An 18,168-nucleotide genomic window follows, 5' to 3' on the forward strand; every position below is an offset into this window, starting at 1 on the left:
AGCTTTTTTGCTATTACTGGATTTCAATAGAACCATTCGGATCGTTGCCATCCACTGGAAGCTAAAGATATTATACGGTAATTGTAAAACTGCACCAATTGCATTTCTACCATCGAGAATGTACAACAAATGACCAACAGCTTTTCCCTAGATAAAACTCCATGTTGTACTGTGCCTAAAATATTCCGCACTATATTGCTCCAGTTTTATGTTTTTCACCCCACTTTCCAAGTTCATCAATAATAAGTTTCAATTCATTTCCGATTGGAGTTAATTCATATTCAACGCGCGGAGGGACTTCAGCGTATACCGTTCGTTTCACAATTTTATTTTCCTCCAACTTACGTAGTTGTAAGGTAAGCATACGCTCGGTAATGTTTGGTAAACATTTTTTCAATTCTCCAAATCGGAGTTTTCCGTTAATTAGATAGCAGCAGATCGCCAGTGACCACTGACCGCCAATTATGTTAGAAGCATAAACCTCCAAACATTCATTTGCTAAAGCCTGCTTATTTGCAAAGTTCGTTGAAGTTGCTTTTATTTTTGTCATTACTTACATTTTTTATAGTACCATACAATGAGCATCTAACATACAAAATTAATGCTTCATCAATTACTTTTGTATAAGAATTTTAAAATTAGAAGACATATGAAAACATTAGTAATTGTTATTCATCCCGATGCAGAAAATTCCATAATCAATAAAAGATGGATGGAAGAATTGAAAAAGTATCCTGATCAATATCACATCCATCAATTACACGAAGTTTATCCTACTGAGAAGATCGATGTGCCTGCAGAACAGAAACTGATAGAGCAGTATGATAAAATTGTATTTCAATTTCCGTTTTATTGGTTCAATTGTCCTCCTTTATTTAAGAAGTGGCTGGATGAAGTTCTTATTTATGGGTGGGCATATGGAAGTAAGAGTGGTTACAAAGTATCAGGGAAGAAGATCGCTCTGGCATTATCTATCGGTATAAATGAGGAAGAGTACACTACTAAGGGAAAGTATAAATATACTTTAAAGGAACTGACCCGGCCTTTTGAATTGACTTTTGAATATATAAAAGCCGATTATCAGCCATTCTTTGCTTATTATGGACTTGAACAAAATAGTTCAGAGGAGTGGATTGAAAAGAGTGTTACCCAATATATAAATTTCCTGAATAACCTATAAAAAAATGATTGTGCTGTTTAGTGACATAGCAAAAATGGTTGCATGCATATATAGGCACTGTCTTTCAATTGGTTTAACCCACTAGATCTTTTCAAAAAGAATTTAAGTTCATTCCCGGCCGATTCAACAGAAGAAGCTAATCTTAAAATTAGTTTCTTCTGTTTAATCGATATGAGAATTAGAAGGAAACACGAACTCAATTACACACTGATCTGGTTTAGTATATGCTAGGCAGGGATATTAAAGCTTCCAATATAGATCATGTCGTTGTAATTTCCGAGCGGTTTGTCTATAATCAACTCTGCGTCGGCATAGCATAATATGGCATTCACAGTTGAAATTCCTTTATCAACACATGCCTGATAGATTGCTACTTCTGTTTGATCATTCCATATAGGCAGTTCTTCTATAGCAGCTTGAATACTCATTTTTTTGCGACTAAAGTAAACAGTGATCCAATCTACATCATAATCATACTGTTTGTCAATTGCTTTGCTAAACTGTGAACGAAGATTAAAGTCAGGTGCATTTCTCGCGTAGGTTTCATCAGTTTTAAATCGATTATAATCCTTAATAAATTTACTTTGGTCAAAATATTTATAAAATTGTTCTTCCGTTTTATTTGATGTCCCTGCCCAAATATGGATACGTTGCTCTGCCATTTTATTTCTTATACTTTTAGTAGACTGTAAAGATAGCCTAAATTCCTGAACCTTTATTTGTTCATTTACCCTCCCTAACATGGATCAAGATATCCTTTTTAACGCAGGTAAGTTTTTTTATATTTGCAGTTCAACTAGTGATTCATAACATGTCGACAAAGCAAACAAAAATTGAAAATTTCGATCCATCACAACCTGGCTTACCAGATTCAAGCATATACGGGCTTCCCTTTACAGCTGAAGAAAGTGATATTATTGTTGTACCCGCACCTTGGGAAGTAACTGTAAGTTATGGAAGCGGTGCTAGTAATGGCCCTGATGCTATTTTAAACGCCTCGTTTCAGGTTGATTTACTGCATCAGGAATTTCCTGATTTATGGAAATTAGGAATTTTCATGGATGAAACTCCTGCGCACTGGTCGGAAAACAGTGAAAAATATAAAAGTTTAGCGCAACCGATTATAGAGGCGTTAGAAAATGGTGAAGATATTGAAAATGACGTTACACTAAGAGGGTATTTAGAAGAAATAAATAAAGCTTCCAAACAATTCAATGACGAAGTAAAAGAACGCTCATTGTATTGGATGAATAAAGGTAAGAAAGTAATTCTTTTAGGCGGAGACCATTCTACACCTTTGGGATATTATGAAGCTTTAGCTGAAAACCATGATTCATTTGGAATTTTACATTTCGATGCACACATGGATTTACGCAATGCTTATGAAGGTTTTACCTACTCTCACGCATCAATTATGTTCAACGCGATCAAACTTCCACAATTGGAAAAAATCGTTCAGGTTGGTATTCGCGATTTTAGTGAAGGAGAATTGGAAGCAGTTCAAACTTCAAATAAAGTAAAAGTATTTACTGACACAGATCTAAAAGCAAATAGCTTTGAAGGAAAAATTTGGAAAGATCAATGTGATGAAATTCTAGCACAATTACCGGAAAATGTAGCGGTCAGTTTTGATATTGATGCTTTACAGCGTTGGTACTGTCCAAACACCGGAACTCCGGTACCTGGGGGACTGTCTTATGAACAAGCAACTTACTTGTTAAGTCGATTGGCTAATAGCGATAAAAACATTATTGGTATTGATTTAGTTGAAGTTGCTCCCGGAGAAGACGACTGGGATGGTAACGTAGGTGCTAGACTTCTATTTCATTTATGTGGCGTATTTGCAAAAAACAACAAACTTGCTGTAGGATCGAAAATCAATTTTTAAAGCAAACTGCATGTACTAACGATATTTAAATAGATCATATCTACTGAAATAATGTTCAAAAATAATTAGAGCAGTAGACATTTTACATAATTACACTTACCAGAAAACACAAAAGCCAATCTTTCGATTGGCTTTTGTTGTTATTAAATTGTGATAGGTCAGTATTTGTATACGTCATATCTCAGAAAATAATTAATTTGTGAATAAATAGAATATTAAAATCAAGGTATGGACAACGCCAAGACTGTAGCAACACAAATAATTGAGTTTAATAAACAATTACATTACTCAGGAAATCTTCCAGATGACTTTCGAGTATTAAATCCTTACTTTGAAAACCCGGAGACCTTAATCGTTATGGAAAAGTTTTACAACAAGTATTACGACGACACTGCTCCTAGAAAATTTATTATAGGAATCAATCCTAGCCGTCACGGCGCAGGGGTCACAGGCGTACCATTTACAGACACCAAAAGGTTAGAACACATCTGTGGTATCCCCATGAAATCTGCACATACCCATGAAATATCTTCCGTTTTTCTTTATGACATGATTAAGGAATTTGGTGGTGCACATGCTTTTTATCGACAATTTTACATCAATTCACCCTTCCCATTAGCCATTGTCCGCAGAACAAAGGAAAACAAATGGATCAATGCAAACTATTATGATGATAGAAACTTGTTTGCAATGGTTAAGCCATTTATGATCGAATCTCTAAAAAAACACATAAGCTTAGGCCTGGATACAACTAACGTATTTGTATTAGGAAAAAAGAATGCAACGTTTATTGAAAAGATAAATAAAGAAGAGCATTTATTTGAAAATTTAATGATTCTAGATCACCCACGCTATATACAGCAATATAAATCCCGAGATAAAGAGCATTATATAAATAAATATATCGGTGTACTAGGGACTTAGGGTTAAATAATAAATTTTATTTGGACTATAGTACTATAAACTATATCTTTGCATCACTTTCAAAAAGGGATACACTTCCAACAAGAAAGGATTCCGTAGCTCAGCTGGTAGAGCAATACACTTTTAATGTATGGGTCCTGGGTTCGAATCCCAGCGGGATCACAAAAAAGCTTCACAAATGTGAGGCTTTTTTTGTTTTCCCTGGATTCGAACATAAGCGTTGGGATGATTCGTCGCTTTTCATTGCGGACATGCGTTAGATGATTAGGCAATGTAATTAATCCCAACGGAATCAAGATATCGATCATCTCAATACGATATTCTAAAAAAGCACTCAAAATCGCATGTTCCTATAATATCTACCAGCGTTCCTATAATAGTAAATATTTCATTCTGCCAAACCTCTACTTTCGTAGAAAATTTGAAATATGTTAAAACCACTATCTTTTCTATTATTTTTAGTATCAATCACCAATATAGGTATTGCCCAAAAGCGATACAACATATCAGGAACTATAACAGATATATCAACCGGCGAAACACTAATTGGTGCTTCGGTTAAACTTCAGGAATTACCACAGTCCGGCAGTTTAAGTAATTCATATGGTTTTTATTCAATTGGTGGACCAGAAGGACGATATGTACTGATAAGCTCCTACATCGGTTACAAGACCTATACAGATACCATCACCTTAGATAAAAATTTTGTTTTGAATATAGCATTGCAGTCTCAAGCGATGCTTGAAGAAGTGGTCATATCTACGAACAGAAAAAACAACAAGAATATTTCGTCTCCGCAAATGGGTGTTGAAAAGCTCAACATGAAGCAAATTAATCAGCTACCAGTCGTTTTAGGTGAGCAGGATGTATTAAAAAGTATTACACTGATGCCGGGAATAAAAAGTTCCGGTGAGGGAAATACTGGTTTTTATGTCCGTGGAGGAGGTTCAGATCAAAATTTAATTTTATTGGATGAAGCTACTGTTTACAACGCCTCTCATCTATTAGGCTTCTTTTCAACATTCAATTCAGATGCGATCAAAGATGTGAGCATCTATAAAGGTGGTATGCCTGCTGAATATGGCGGAAGATTATCGTCTGTCTTAGATGTAAAAATGAATGAAGGGAATAATAAAAAAATAACCGTTCAAGGCGGTATCGGAATGATTGCCTCCCGCATTAAAGTTGAAGGGCCAATCGTAAAGGATAAAGGTTCATTTATGATTTCCGCCCGCCGCACATATGCGGATCTTTTCCTGAAAGCTTCATCAGATACCACAATAAATAAAAGCACATTGTTTTTCTATGACGTTAATGCAAAAGCAAATTACAGATTCAACGATAATAATGCCATTTATCTTTCAGGTTATTTTGGTAAGGATGTATTGGGCCTTCAGGACATTTTTGGCACTAATTGGGGAAATGCAACTGGTACGGTAAGATTTAACCACGTTTTCAATAGTAAATTATTTTCAAACACTTCATTCATCTACAGCAATTATAACTATGTTATTGAAGGACTGGACCGAAATGATGGTTTTAAGGCAACTTCAAAAATAACCGACTTAAATTTTAAACAAGATTTCAATTATTATGCAAGTTATAATCATGCTTTAAAATTTGGAATCCAGGCAACTAGACATGATATTTCACCAGGAGATATTACCACCACAGCGAGTTCCAGTTTTAATGATAAGCATGTTGAACATCGGTATGGTTATGAGATGGCAGCGTACTTAAGCGATGAATGGAAAGTAAACGATAAATTAAGTATGATATACGGGTTACGCCTAAGTTCAATGCTAGTCGTCGGTCCTGGAACATTCAGCAAATATGATATGTTAGGCAATACGTTAATGTCAGAAAAGTATAAGACAGGTGAAGTTGTTCAAAATTATTTAAATTTAGAACCTCGATTCAGCGTAAGCTATATGTTAGACGATCAGCAATCAATCAAGGCCTCTTATAATAGAAATACACAAAACATTCACCTTTTAACAAACTCAACAAGCGCTAGTCCTACAGATCTATATGTCATGAGCAGCAAAAATATCAAACCGGAAATCGCAGATCAGATTTCTACTGGATATTTTAGAAATTTCAAAGACAATACCTACGAATTATCAGTTGAGCTGTATTATAAAAATTTACAAAATCAAATCGATTATAAAGATGCGGCACAATTGCTAGTCAATCAGGATGTAGAATCACAACTACTCTACGGTATTGGCAGAGCCTATGGTACTGAGTTATTCCTAAAGAAAAGATATGGAAAATTTAACGGATGGCTTGGCTATACCCTATCCAAAACAGAACGTAAATTTGATGGAATAAATGATGGAAAATATTACCCTGCAACACACGACCGGACACACGATTTATCTTTAGTTGCTATTTACAAATACAGCGACAAATGGACTTTTTCGAGCAATTTCGTCTATGGAACAGGTAAAGCTGTAACCTATCCTACTGGCAAATATAATATTGGAGGTAACACAACTTTCTCTTATTCACAAAGAAACGCTTATCGCCAGCCAGCCACTCATCGTTTAGATTTAGCAGCAACATTCGAAGGAGCACCTGGTAAATATTTTCAGTCCAGTTGGACCTTTGGTATTTATAATGTGTACGCCCATAAAGATCCTTATCGAATAGCATTCAGAGATAGTAAAAAAGTTCCCAATGCAACTGAAGCAGTTCAAACCAGCATATTTGGAGCACCTATTCCTTCCATTACCTGGAATTTTAAATTTTAATCTAAAAATCAGAAAACATGAAAAAAACTTTATTTTATATGTTGTTGCTAGTCCTATTTATCTTGACACAGTCATGCGAAAAAGTGATTGATATTCAAGTAAATGACGAGATAGGAAAGCTTGTGATTGAAGGCAGTATTAACAATACAAACCCTCAGCAAGAGATTAAACTGAGTCGTAATGTATCTTTTTCCGCAGGTAATGATTACCCTTCCGTAACAGGCGCTAGGGTTATTGTTTATGATAATGAAGAAAAAGAATATGTATTTCAAGAAACCATTCCAGGAACTTATGTAGCTAAAGATTTTACGGGACAGCCCGGAAGAAGCTACAGCATGGATATTCAAGTCGATGAGAATAAATTTGCTGCGAAGTCTAAAATGCCACAGGTGGTTCCGATAGATTCTTTAATAGTAGAAAAGCCAAAGCTTGGAGATAAAGATACCCGCAATATAAAAGTATTTTACCGCGACCCTAAAGATGACGCTAACCAATATCGTTTTATTCTATTTGTTAACAATAAACAGATTAAAGATGTATATGCCCTAAATGATGATTTTAACAATGGTAATCAGGTTAGTATCACATTAAGGCCAAATGATGATGAGAAGATATATCCAGGGGATCAAATTCGTGTCGAAATGCTTTGTATTGATAAATCGATCTATAATTACTGGTATAGCCTCATGCAGCAGTCTTCAGGAGGTGGTATCACCCCCAGTAATCCACCAACTAATATAAGTCCAAATGTATTTGGTTACTTCAGTGCGCATACCATATCCAGCAAAAACATCGTTGTTAATTAATGTCAACTCCATCATTACAAAAGAACCATATCGTTGATAACATATGGTTCCTTTGTATCACTTCATTCTCCTAATAGCTTTCATTCATCACCTATTAATTGTCTGCTTGTCAATACGCGTTAATAGGTCCTCTTTAAAACTAGCACCCAAAGGCATTTCGAACCCAGCAACTGTTACCCAATGATTATCGACACTTTCAATCTTTTTAAGATTGACCACAAATGATTTATTCACACGTACAAAATCCATACTTGGCAACTTATTTAAGATTGTTTTTATATTCATAGCAACCATTAATTTTTTGTCTTTACTATGTATCATAACATAATCTTTCATTGCCTCAATGTATTGAATTTCGTCCAGTGCAAGACGGAATAATTTGCGATCAGACTTAACAAAAATATGATCCGTTGGTTGTAAAGCCTGTTTATCATAAGCTTTATTCTGAAAATAGTTAATTACCTTATCTAAAGCTTTTTTTAATCGATCTTCAGCGATAGGTTTTAATAAATAATCTAAGGCATTCAGATCGTAGCTTTCTAAAGCATAATTAGGGTATGCTGTAGTAAATATAACCTGAATTGACGCTGGAATATGTTTTGCAAACTCCAATCCACTCTCCTCTGGTAAATGAATATCTAAAAAAATTAAATCAAGATCTTGCGTTTCCATAATCATACGGGCATCATCAGTATTACTGTACATACCCATACAATCTAAGAAAGTATAATCTTTTAGTAATTTTACCAATCCCCTTCTTGCAAAAGGTTCATCCTCAATCACAATATACTTAATGCTTAACTGCTCTATATTCATACGACCCTTCTATTGGAATACTTAAAAATACTTTAAAAACATCTTCTCCATCATCTATTGCCAAATTATATCTATTCGCATATATAATGTCCAACCGCTTTCGAATATTACTCAATCCTAAGCCTCCGTATTCTTTGACAGATACTTTCTTTTTTTTCGCATTTACACATGAAAAACAAAGTTGCTCATTGACTACATTAAAATTAATTTGCACATGCAAACCGCCATGCATAGCTTGATGTGCACCGTGCTTCACGACGTTTTCAATAAAGGGAATAAATAGAAATGGTGGAATATTAATTTCCTCCACACTTAAATCAACTTCAAAATTCACACTAAATTTATCCCTTCTAATTTCCTCTAAAAAGATAATATTTTGAAGTACCTCAATTTCTTTTGCCAGCTCTATTGTATCCCCTTTTGACAAATAAAGTTGATTTCTAAGAATATCACTAAGCTTCAATAAGACTTTTGATGCTAATTTAGGATTTTCATCAATGAGAAAGTTGATATTATTGAGCGTATTGAAAAGATAATGGGGATTAATCTGACTTTTCAATTGTTCCAATTGACTCAGTAAGGTATTATTTTCAAATTCCTTAAATCGTATTAAATTGATAATCCATATTTTAAACAGCTTAACACTACTAACCGCAGCAATAAAAATTGTAAAAAGTATGATTAATATAACAAAATCTTTTCCATCTAATAAAGATTGATCTGGCTTCTTAATAAACCGCAATTCCTGACTTTCTAAGATCAACATGCTTAAGAAAATGATGCTATAAAATGCGAACAAAGTACCTCCATAAGCTAAAAACTTACTTCTCAACATAAACACAGGTATCAAAACATAGTGATTAATATAAAATAAAGCCAAGAGAATAATAATTGAAATACATTTTACCAGTAGATTCCACACCTTCATTTTTTCATCAACTTCTGCAGGCGCATTATTGGGTAAGAAATGAATTCCTATGATTGCTGCTATTAACAAAACATGCCGTATCCAGCGGTATTTACTGTCAATTACAAAATCTATAAAATGGCTATTTTCATAACCGATAATTATTTGTCCATTTCTCATTTAAAAGATTTGCAGATAAGCATTTAATTTATTGCAAAGGTACATTACTCCGAAAGTGATTTTACGACCTTTTATCATTTATTTTTTTCAAAAGATACGTTTTCATTTAATTGCTATCTATTTGTAATCGTATGTTCTATATGATTATTCTTTGTATTGAAATTAGATTCAAATAATTCTTAACTTTGTACGTAATGAAAACCCCCTATTTGAATTCTAGGGTAAGTCATGTTTGTTTCGATAGAAAATCTACCTTTTTAATGTATAAGTTGTTAATTTATATATTAAAACTTTTGAACACAAACCAATTGATGCAAATTTTGTTAGTAAGAAAAACAACATCCATTCGTTGCGCGACACTTTTATTAGGTTTTCTAACTTTTTACAACAAATAACATGGAAAATAAAAAAACCAAAATCACTGTATTATATGTTGACGACGAGGAGAACAATCTCGTTTCTTTCAAAGCAACTTTCCGTTTCAAGTATAAAGTACTTACTGCTATTAGTGGTTCTGAAGCTATCGAAATTGTAAAAAAGAATCACGTCGACATTATTGTTACAGATCAACGGATGCCAGGCATGACGGGGGTACAATTCTTAGAAGAAATCATTAAGATTAATCCAGAACCTATGCGCATTTTACTGACCGGTTATACCGATATGGCCGCGGTTATAGATGCTGTAAACAAAGGGAAAATTTTCCATTATCTAAATAAACCTTGGAGTGAGGAAGAATTAGACGAAACAATAAATCGGGCCTATGATATCTATTCTGAACGAAAAAATCTATTAGAAACATATTCGAAATTGGAAGTATCAAATGAACAACTAGAATTTTTACTTCGTCAAAAATTGCTCTCATAGGTTATACTTAACCGAAATTCAATCCATTTTTTTGCTTGGAACAACAATTGTAAAAGTTGTTCCAACTCCCACTTCAGATTGAACATCAACCGTACCCTGTAATTTAAGTAGCGCACTTTTCACATTATAAAGACCAAAGCCCATACCCTCAGCTTGGTCACTTGCTCTAAAAAACAATTTAAAAATATCATTGATATATTCTGAAGAGATTCCGATCCCGCAATCACTTACTTTAAGCGTTGCATTTCCATCAGAAACATCTACAGATAATTTGACAAATTTATTTTCACAATCCTTTCGTTGATATTTAAAAGAATTAGAAAGCAGATTATGTAAAATTAATTCCAAGACAGTTTTATCGCAAATAAATTCTTCTTTTTGATCAACACTGATTATAAATTCTACATCATTATTCCGAACAGACATATTATAGAATGCTTGAATATCATTAAAAAGTTCTCTGAAATTAATTGTAGATAGCATTAATTCGCCACGCCTCAATAAATAATAATCACGTAAGCTATCGATATATAAATCCAGTCTTGTCAACGAACCATCCATTAATCCCAATAACTCATGAATTTGATCGACCTGATCAAATTTTAACCCAAGTTTAACAGCTGATAGAACTCCAGTAAGTGGATCGCGAAGATCATGACTTACACTGTAAGCAAATTTATCCAGCTCATGATAAGCTTTTTCTAGTTCCTCATTTTTTATATCGAGCATAGAATTGGCTGTATAAAATTTATCAGCCTCTTCGATACAGGAAATCATTTCCTCCTCTATCCATGGTTTACGGACAAAACGGAATATATTTCCTTTATTAACAGCATCAATTACAGTCTCCATATCTGCATAAGCAGTCAATAAGATACGGATAGGTCTTGGAAAATCCCTTTTTATACGATCAAAGAAATCAATTCCTAACTCATTTGGCATGCGCTGATCACAGAATATGATTCTAATTTTAGGATTTTTAATCAATATTTCTTGAGCTTCAACTGTTGAAGAAGCGGTATGTATAACATAGCTATATCTAAAATTGGCTTTAAAACCAAATAAGTTATTTAATTCATCATCAATATATAGTATTTCTATATCTTTTATCATAATCTAATCATATAGCAGTAAATGCCACGCCTACAAAAATAAGAATATCCCTTACTTTAAAGATAAGGTTCCATTTAAATAATTTGTCGAATCGGAATAATTAATTTAAAAACGGTCCCCTCTCCGACTATAGAATCAACCACAATCTTTCCATTATGCTTGGCTATAGTATTATAAGCAATTGACATACCTAAACCTGTGCCCTCACCAACATCTTTAGTGGTAAAGAATGGTTCAAAAATTTTCTCTCTAATTTCTGAAGGAATCCCAATACCATTATCAGCAATACTAATATACATAAGTGACTCACCTTCAGTTAATCCTGTTTCTAACTTTAAAATTCCACCCGGATTATTTTGAAATTTCTTATTGATCGCATAAATCGCATTAGTCAATATATTTAAAAAAACTTGATTAAGTTTTCCTGCATAACATTCTATCGCTGGTAATTCACCGTAATTTTTATCAACTTCAATCCCCTGTTGTATTAAACTGTTTAGAATAACCATCGTAGATTCCAAACCCTCATTAATATCAGCAAATTTAAGTGTGTCCTCATCGACACGTGAAAAGATTCGAAGACTTTTAACGATCTCAGCGGTTCGATTGGCTCCCTCACTCATCCCTTTCAATAAGAAATCCACTTCAGTTCTGAGGTATTCCAGATCAATTTCTTCTTTATATGCTATAATACGAGATTGTTTTTCACTTAAGGTCAGTTCATCATCAAGTGCAACACTTTCCACTTCATCTAAAGTTTCCCAAATCATATTAATATCTCGCTTCAAAGGCGCAACACTTGAGGTGACGAAATTAATCGGATTATTAATTTCATGTGCTACACCAGCAGTCAATTGCCCTAAAGAAGCCATTTTCTCGGCCTCTACCAGTTGTGATTGCGCTTCTTTTAAATGTTTCAAAGTCGCTTGCAGCGACTCATTCGACTCTGTCAATTCGCTCGTTCGCTCTACAACTTTTTGTTCTAAAACTACATTCTGTTCACGAATAAGACGTTCATTTTCAAGTGAAGTGGCTAACTCATTAGCTTGGGATATTTCCTTCTCCCTTTTCAAGATATTAATTCTTGAAGCTAGTGCAAAAGAAAGTAATGCCATTTCAACAATTGATGCTAATCTAAAGGAATTACTTGTAAATAGATTATAGGGTAATATTCCATAGTCTTTTAAAAGAAATATCAAAGCTCCTGTTAGCAATATAAACCATGCTATAAAGAAATATCTAGCCGGTTGATACTGCTTTTTCAGTACATATAAAGAAGCTATAAATAAGATTATTGTTTCTAATGATGTTGCAGTCTGCATTAATTCAAATGCGAACTGGTGATAGCCAAAAATTAATAAAAGAAAGCTTGCTAAAAATAAAACAAGAAGTGCCAAGAGCATCTTGCGGATAGTCGGCGCATTTTTCTTAAGATTTAGAAATTGATTCGAAAAGAATAAAACGGCTATACTACTAGAGCATGCAAAAATAACGATGCTGACAGATTCCCATCCAGGCATAGTTGGCCATAAAAATTGAAAATTAAATCCGACTATTCCTAGCTGTGTAAGCCCTAAAAATGAGATATAAAGCACATAATACAAATATGCCAAATCTCTTACAGAAAGAAATAGGAAAAAATTGTAAATTGCCATTATCAACACCACTCCTAAAAACAGTCCTAATAAAATATTTTCTTTCCATAAATTTTCCCAAACTACATCAGGCTTCCCCACAGCTATCGGGAGTATAATTTGTTCGGAGCTTTTCACTCTTAAAAAATACTGTTTGCTTTCTGTTGGTTTTAAATTGAGATCAAAAATATAGTTTGGGCTTTGATAAGTTCTTTCTTTAAAATTTTTAAAACTCCCAAAATGTGCCAATGATCTAAAATTCCCTTCCTTATCCAAATCATACAGTTCCACTTCATCTAAAAGTGGATATGCAATATCCAAAAGGTAATGTGTACGTTGACTGAGATTTTCAATTTTAAATGCAACCCACACACTGAATTTACTAAGCCCTAGATTAGGGTTAGGGCTTTCACCTGGTTTAAATTTCTTTAATAATGTAGGGACCTCCTGCGGAGTCACCTCTCTATCTAATTTTAAAATGTGTAAATCAGAACCAGGCTCAAAAAATTCAAAATTATCAGTTAATTGAATTTGACTAAATAAAGGGATAGGTATTACTATAAAAAATAATATCAGTCGAAATAAATTCATACTATTTTACAGCCGAAGCAATTACAATATTCATGGAACAAGAAAAATAACCTTTTTGATCAGCATGTTTTTGAGATTCAATAAAACGATCTCTTTCAGTTGCTTCAATAATATTTAATGAAAACATTTCATCAATCATTTTATCAATCCATAGATATTTACATGCATCATCATAATTTCTTAGTACAAAGGGAAAAACTTCAATTGTTATCTGCGAAAAGCCCATTTTATTTAGATAAGTGGTCAAGGATTGTGCAGCTCTACCGTTATTTACTTTTTGTTGGGTTAAATAACCGTTTAATTTATCAGCAATCGCACTATCGCCATTATAAAATGATAGACTATTCCAATCAGATTCCACCACAACAACAATACCTTTATCCTTTAATATACGGTGTGTTTCTTTGAAAAGATTTAATGGTTCTCCAATATGTTGGACTAAACGTTCCATCCGAACACCATGAACAGACGTTTCCGCTAAAGGTACTTCAAGTACATTTGATACTAAAAATTTAACATTTGATTCATCTTGTATAGCAGCTTGGCCCGCAGTGATCATTTCCGGATCGTGATCTATACCAATAAATTCAAATTTATTAGTATTAAACATACGGCTCATATTAAGGACATCCTGTCCAGAACCGCAGCCTAAATCAACAATCGTTCCTCCCTCAGGGATATCATTAAAATAGGTATAAGATTTTTGTTTAACTCCACTCAATATTTTCAGTGTCTCAGTTAAATAGTCTAGATTATAATGTTTTTCGTACATTTTATATTATCAAAGTATATTGAGATTATTCTCATCAAAAAAATCATTGTTAGTTTTCTGTTTGCTCATCTGCTTGATGACTTCACTCAAGTTCCATCGGTCCATGTTATCCAGTTGCAACATATAATGTATCTCAATCTCCTTGGAGCGCAATTCCTCAATTCTAACAACATTTCCACGATTACGTAATTCTAAAATAGCCTTTCTATCTTCTTCAGAAGCTAATTCAAGATTATTAACGTCATCTAGAATCATCGTTGTTGCAAGAAGATCCAGCTTAGGATAATAAAATGTGCCGTTATTTCCAACCCCACTTTCCAAACGATAGCCCACACATTTTGTTAAATTAATCGTGTATGGAGCACATAAAGCAAATAATGATTTTATACCTATTTGTGGTGCAATTGCAATTGCAGCTCTAGTTAAAAAAATACTTCCAATACCATAGCCCGCAATTTCCCTTGAATTCCATAGCCCACAGCCCTCGCCTGTACCTTCTTGTGCATAGTCCCATACCAAATCAAAGATTTTAGCGTCCATGTTTCCTGTCGCCTCCTCGATAGGAAGAGGTTGGGATCCTCCTGAAACATGTATCCTTGCACCTCCGTATACATTTTCTCCATCCAGAGATTCTACAATCAAAACGAAAGCAGCAGGGTTATACATCCAATCATTTTTGGATGATGTAACTTTTTTCACACCTATGGCCGTTAAAACATGTGCATGTCCCTCTATAAAACGTTCGCAAGTTTTAGGATCATCGATTGCACGAAACGCTCTTAACCTGACCACAGGACGTCCCTCTTTAAATATTAGTGCCATGGACAGTTAATTATTCGATTAAGATTCAAAAATAATCAATATAATCAAAAGCTGTTCACTATATATAAAAATATTAAAAATGAACTATTTTATTGAATTCTAAATCATTAAAAACCTAAAATTGTATAGCGTAATTAGAATATAAATTTGGTAGGCCCTTAAATATTATTTTTTGAAATAAACTCAATTTAATTGTTTTTTTGTATCTTTTTCAAATTCAAATTTCATTAGATTATATCAATAATGCATTTTGCGATAAAGGAGTTTCGAAGTCATAATTTTATTCATTCGACATTTTGAAATTACTTTGTTGCAACAAATCAAAGTTACTGAAATCATATATGAAATTTCCATATAGATCATCAAAAACACCTTAAAAGTTAATTTAAGATAACTATGTGTTACATAACACTTTCTTCTGAATAATAATTTTATTAAAATCAAGTCCAAAACAACTTTTCAATTCAACTCGGATTTAGAATATACATGAACTAATATAATCTCCATATAGATAAGATACCAATGTTACCTGCTTATGGTATTTTACGATAATAACATCTTAAATGGTAAGTTTGTATTTATTAAACCATCATGTGTTTATCGCGCCATAGTAAAAAACAGTTTATGAATTAAATATCGATGATGGTTTCAACTGATAAATAACGTATGCTCCATGAAAATATTAATTATAGAAGATGATCAGCGCGTAGCAGAACTCATAAAGAGAGGACTGGATGAACAGGATTTTGAAACCGTATTAGCTTATGATGGATTATCAGGTAAAAAGCTTTTTTCCCAAGATCATTTTGACTTAATCATTACGGATATCATCTTACCCAAGCTGGATGGTTTAGACCTTTGTAAGCAAATCAGACAAATAAATCCAGATCTTCCAATCATTATGCTGACAGCACTAGGAACTACAGATGATAAAATAGAAGGGTTCGATGCCGGAGCTGACGATTATTTAGTAAAGCCATTTGAAATGCGCGAACTTTTAGTCCGTATTAGAGCATTATTAAAGCGTCGTCAAAAAACAACTGGTAATCTCAATTTTGTTTTACACTTTGAAGATCTCGAAATGAATCTACATACCAAAATTGTAAAACGTAGTCAGCAAGAGATTAATTTAACACCTAAAGAGTTTAAACTGCTGGAATACCTAATGCAAAATCCCAACAGAGTATTGTCTCGGGTAGAAATTGCAGATAAAGTTTGGGAAACTCATTTTGATACCGGCACGAACTTCATCGATGTATACATCAACTACCTCAGAAAAAAAATAGACCGTAATTTTGACAAGAAACTGATTCATACAAAATCGGGAATGGGTTTCATTCTGAAAAAAGAACTATGAAAATAAGAACACGTCTAGTTTTTCTATTTACCCTCATTACAGCAATTATTCTTAGTTTGTTTGCTACTGTAATCTATCTATCTGCAAAGGAAAACAGACAGATAGAATTTTACAATCTACTCCAAAAAGAAGCGATCACCAAAGCCAATCTTTTTCTAAATGCTCATGTAGACAAAAAGATTTTGCAAGATATCTACCATAATAATAGAAAAATATTGAATGAGGTTGAGGTTGCTATTTATGATACCAAATTTGATTTAATCTATCATGACGCTGTGGATATCGATTTTGTCAAAGAAACAAAACCTATGTTTGATGAAATTTACCAAAAAGGTGAAATCAAATTTTATCAGCAGGACTGGCAAGTTATAGGTCTTCAGTATGTTTATCAAGGTAAAAGATATATTGTTACTGCGGCCGCTTATGACCAATATGGTTATAGTAAACTCCATAATTTATTAAATAATAGCATTATTGTTTTTATTATTTCAATTTTGTTTATTCTCGTAGCAGGTATTTTTTTTTCTAAGAAAGCATTTGAACCTGTTCGTGCCATGAGTGAAAAAGCACGAAATATTTCTGCTACCAATCTTGATCTACGTTTATCAAATAATGACAATAAAGATGAACTATCTGAGCTTGCCGATACCTTCAACGATATGTTGGATCGCTTAGAAAACTCATTTGACGCACAGAAACATTTTGTATCGAACATCTCTCATGAATTACGCACACCACTTGCGGCTATTATTACTGAACTGGAATTATCAATGAGTAAGGATCGAGGGATAGACGATTATAAGAACGCAATTAATCATGCATTAAATGACTCAAACAAATTGGCCCGTTTGTGCAATAGCCTCCTTGATCTAGCAAAAGCTAGTTACGATCCTGCCGAAATTGCATTTAAACCCATACGAGTGGACGAGCTTTTGTTAGATGCCAGACAACAGGTTAAAAAAACCAATCCCGAATATAAAATTGACATACACTTTGATGACGATTTTGAAAACGACAATCAAATCTCCATAAATGGTAATGAATACTTGTTAAAAGTGGCCTGTAGCAATCTTTTCGAAAATGGTTGTAAATTCTCTATCCCACCTCGTTGTACTGTTTCTGTTCTATTTGACAGCCAAAATATAGTGCTAAAATTTGTTGATTTAGGAATTGGAATTGCAACAGAAGATCTACCACAGATTTTTAGTCCATTTTATCGTGGTAAAAACAAAGACTATACTTATGGACACGGCATTGGACTTGCATTGACACAAAAAATTATTGCACTGCATAATGGCAACATCTCGGTCATTTCAAAAGAGAATGAAGGAACAACTTTCATCTTAACCTTACCACATTGCTAATGATTTAACGCAGTTCGACCACTTAAACAGACCTAACTGCCAAACAAATTATTACAGCCCAGTCGTAATCCAAAAAATGCTATGCTTTAATTTCTCTATAAATTATAGCCATACAACACTTCAATCAGCTTAACCCTATCTTGAGCACCATCAAACTCAAATATTAAAACAAATTGATCAAAATCTGCTCT

Annotated in this window: 16 protein-coding genes and 1 tRNA gene; 9 read left to right on the top strand and 8 right to left on the bottom strand. The window is 33.5% G+C overall.

Features of this window, described 5'->3' with window-relative positions:
• Nucleotides 1-190 precede the first annotated feature (190 nt).
• Nucleotides 191-550, bottom strand: a complete 360-nt coding sequence (locus tag FHR29_RS13830; RefSeq protein WP_183915363.1) for a helix-turn-helix domain-containing protein — start codon at nt 548-550, stop codon at nt 191-193.
• Nucleotides 551-649: 99 nt separating this feature from the next.
• Here FHR29_RS13830 and FHR29_RS13835 point away from each other — a divergent pair, with 99 nt between their 5' ends.
• A complete protein-coding gene (locus FHR29_RS13835; RefSeq protein ID WP_183915365.1) occupies nt 650-1,180 on the top strand; it encodes an NAD(P)H-dependent oxidoreductase in 531 nt (176 codons plus the stop codon).
• A gap of 227 nt (nt 1,181-1,407) precedes the next feature.
• On the opposite strand, the gene FHR29_RS13840 is transcribed toward FHR29_RS13835, so the two are convergent.
• The gene (locus FHR29_RS13840) at nt 1,408-1,842 is read right to left on the bottom strand and encodes an immunity 22 family protein (RefSeq protein ID WP_183915367.1); all 435 of its coding nucleotides are present in this window, start codon (nt 1,840-1,842) and stop codon (nt 1,408-1,410) included.
• Between the two features lie 149 nt (nt 1,843-1,991).
• Between FHR29_RS13840 and FHR29_RS13845 the strand changes: the two genes are divergently transcribed.
• The 5 genes from FHR29_RS13845 to FHR29_RS13865 all read left to right on the top strand — a co-directional run bounded on the left by FHR29_RS13845 (nt 1,992) and on the right by FHR29_RS13865 (nt 7,554).
• Entirely contained in the window at nt 1,992-3,068 is a 1,077-nt protein-coding gene (locus tag FHR29_RS13845) for an agmatinase family protein (RefSeq protein ID WP_168128181.1), read from the top strand.
• A gap of 228 nt (nt 3,069-3,296) precedes the next feature.
• On the top strand, nt 3,297-3,992 hold the full coding sequence (locus tag FHR29_RS13850; RefSeq protein ID WP_183915369.1) for an SMUG2 DNA glycosylase family protein: 696 nt from the start codon (nt 3,297-3,299) through the stop codon (nt 3,990-3,992).
• 89 nt (nt 3,993-4,081) lie between these two features.
• Nucleotides 4,082-4,154 (top strand) — tRNA-Lys (locus tag FHR29_RS13855).
• A 266-nt stretch (nt 4,155-4,420) separates the two neighbouring features.
• On the top strand, nt 4,421-6,748 hold the full coding sequence (locus FHR29_RS13860) for a TonB-dependent receptor (RefSeq protein ID WP_168128179.1): 2,328 nt from the start codon (nt 4,421-4,423) through the stop codon (nt 6,746-6,748).
• Between the two features lie 17 nt (nt 6,749-6,765).
• A complete protein-coding gene (locus FHR29_RS13865) occupies nt 6,766-7,554 on the top strand; it encodes a DUF4249 domain-containing protein (protein WP_183915371.1) in 789 nt (262 codons plus the stop codon).
• 87 nt (nt 7,555-7,641) lie between these two features.
• Here the strand turns inward: FHR29_RS13865 and FHR29_RS13870 are convergent, their stop codons facing one another.
• Both FHR29_RS13870 and FHR29_RS13875 read right to left on the bottom strand, forming a co-directional pair.
• Nucleotides 7,642-8,370: a LytTR family DNA-binding domain-containing protein gene (locus tag FHR29_RS13870; RefSeq protein ID WP_168128177.1), complete on the bottom strand. Its 729-nt coding sequence runs from the start codon at nt 8,368-8,370 to the stop codon at nt 7,642-7,644.
• The gene (locus tag FHR29_RS13875; protein WP_183915373.1) at nt 8,345-9,457 is read right to left on the bottom strand and encodes a sensor histidine kinase; all 1,113 of its coding nucleotides are present in this window, start codon (nt 9,455-9,457) and stop codon (nt 8,345-8,347) included. The genes FHR29_RS13870 and FHR29_RS13875 overlap by 26 nt, the downstream gene beginning before the upstream one ends.
• A 396-nt stretch (nt 9,458-9,853) precedes the next feature.
• Between FHR29_RS13875 and FHR29_RS13880 the strand changes: the two genes are divergently transcribed.
• The gene (locus tag FHR29_RS13880; RefSeq protein WP_183915375.1) at nt 9,854-10,324 is read left to right on the top strand and encodes a response regulator; all 471 of its coding nucleotides are present in this window, start codon (nt 9,854-9,856) and stop codon (nt 10,322-10,324) included.
• A gap of 18 nt (nt 10,325-10,342) precedes the next feature.
• On the opposite strand, the gene FHR29_RS13885 is transcribed toward FHR29_RS13880, so the two are convergent.
• The 4 genes from FHR29_RS13885 to FHR29_RS13900 form a co-directional block, all read right to left on the bottom strand.
• A complete protein-coding gene (locus tag FHR29_RS13885; protein WP_183915377.1) occupies nt 10,343-11,437 on the bottom strand; it encodes an ATP-binding protein in 1,095 nt (364 codons plus the stop codon).
• Between the two features lie 74 nt (nt 11,438-11,511).
• Nucleotides 11,512-13,662: a 7TM diverse intracellular signaling domain-containing protein gene (locus FHR29_RS13890; RefSeq protein WP_183915379.1), complete on the bottom strand. Its 2,151-nt coding sequence runs from the start codon at nt 13,660-13,662 to the stop codon at nt 11,512-11,514.
• A gap of 1 nt (nt 13,663) precedes the next feature.
• On the bottom strand, nt 13,664-14,434 hold the full coding sequence (locus FHR29_RS13895) for a methyltransferase domain-containing protein (protein WP_168128173.1): 771 nt from the start codon (nt 14,432-14,434) through the stop codon (nt 13,664-13,666).
• Between the two features lie 9 nt (nt 14,435-14,443).
• Entirely contained in the window at nt 14,444-15,256 is an 813-nt protein-coding gene (locus FHR29_RS13900; RefSeq protein ID WP_168128172.1) for a hypothetical protein, read from the bottom strand.
• A gap of 673 nt (nt 15,257-15,929) precedes the next feature.
• On the opposite strand from FHR29_RS13900, the gene FHR29_RS13905 reads away from it, so the two are divergent.
• Both FHR29_RS13905 and FHR29_RS13910 read left to right on the top strand, forming a co-directional pair.
• Complete coding sequence (locus FHR29_RS13905) at nt 15,930-16,613, top strand: response regulator transcription factor (RefSeq protein ID WP_021189661.1); 684 nt, start codon at nt 15,930-15,932, stop codon at nt 16,611-16,613.
• On the top strand, nt 16,610-17,977 hold the full coding sequence (locus FHR29_RS13910; protein WP_132843163.1) for a HAMP domain-containing sensor histidine kinase: 1,368 nt from the start codon (nt 16,610-16,612) through the stop codon (nt 17,975-17,977). Before FHR29_RS13905 ends, FHR29_RS13910 begins: the two co-directional genes overlap by 4 nt.
• Nucleotides 17,978-18,168 lie beyond the last annotated feature (191 nt).

This window comes from Sphingobacterium sp. JUb56 (genome assembly GCF_014191365.1).
Classification (GTDB): domain Bacteria; phylum Bacteroidota; class Bacteroidia; order Sphingobacteriales; family Sphingobacteriaceae; genus Sphingobacterium; species Sphingobacterium anhuiense.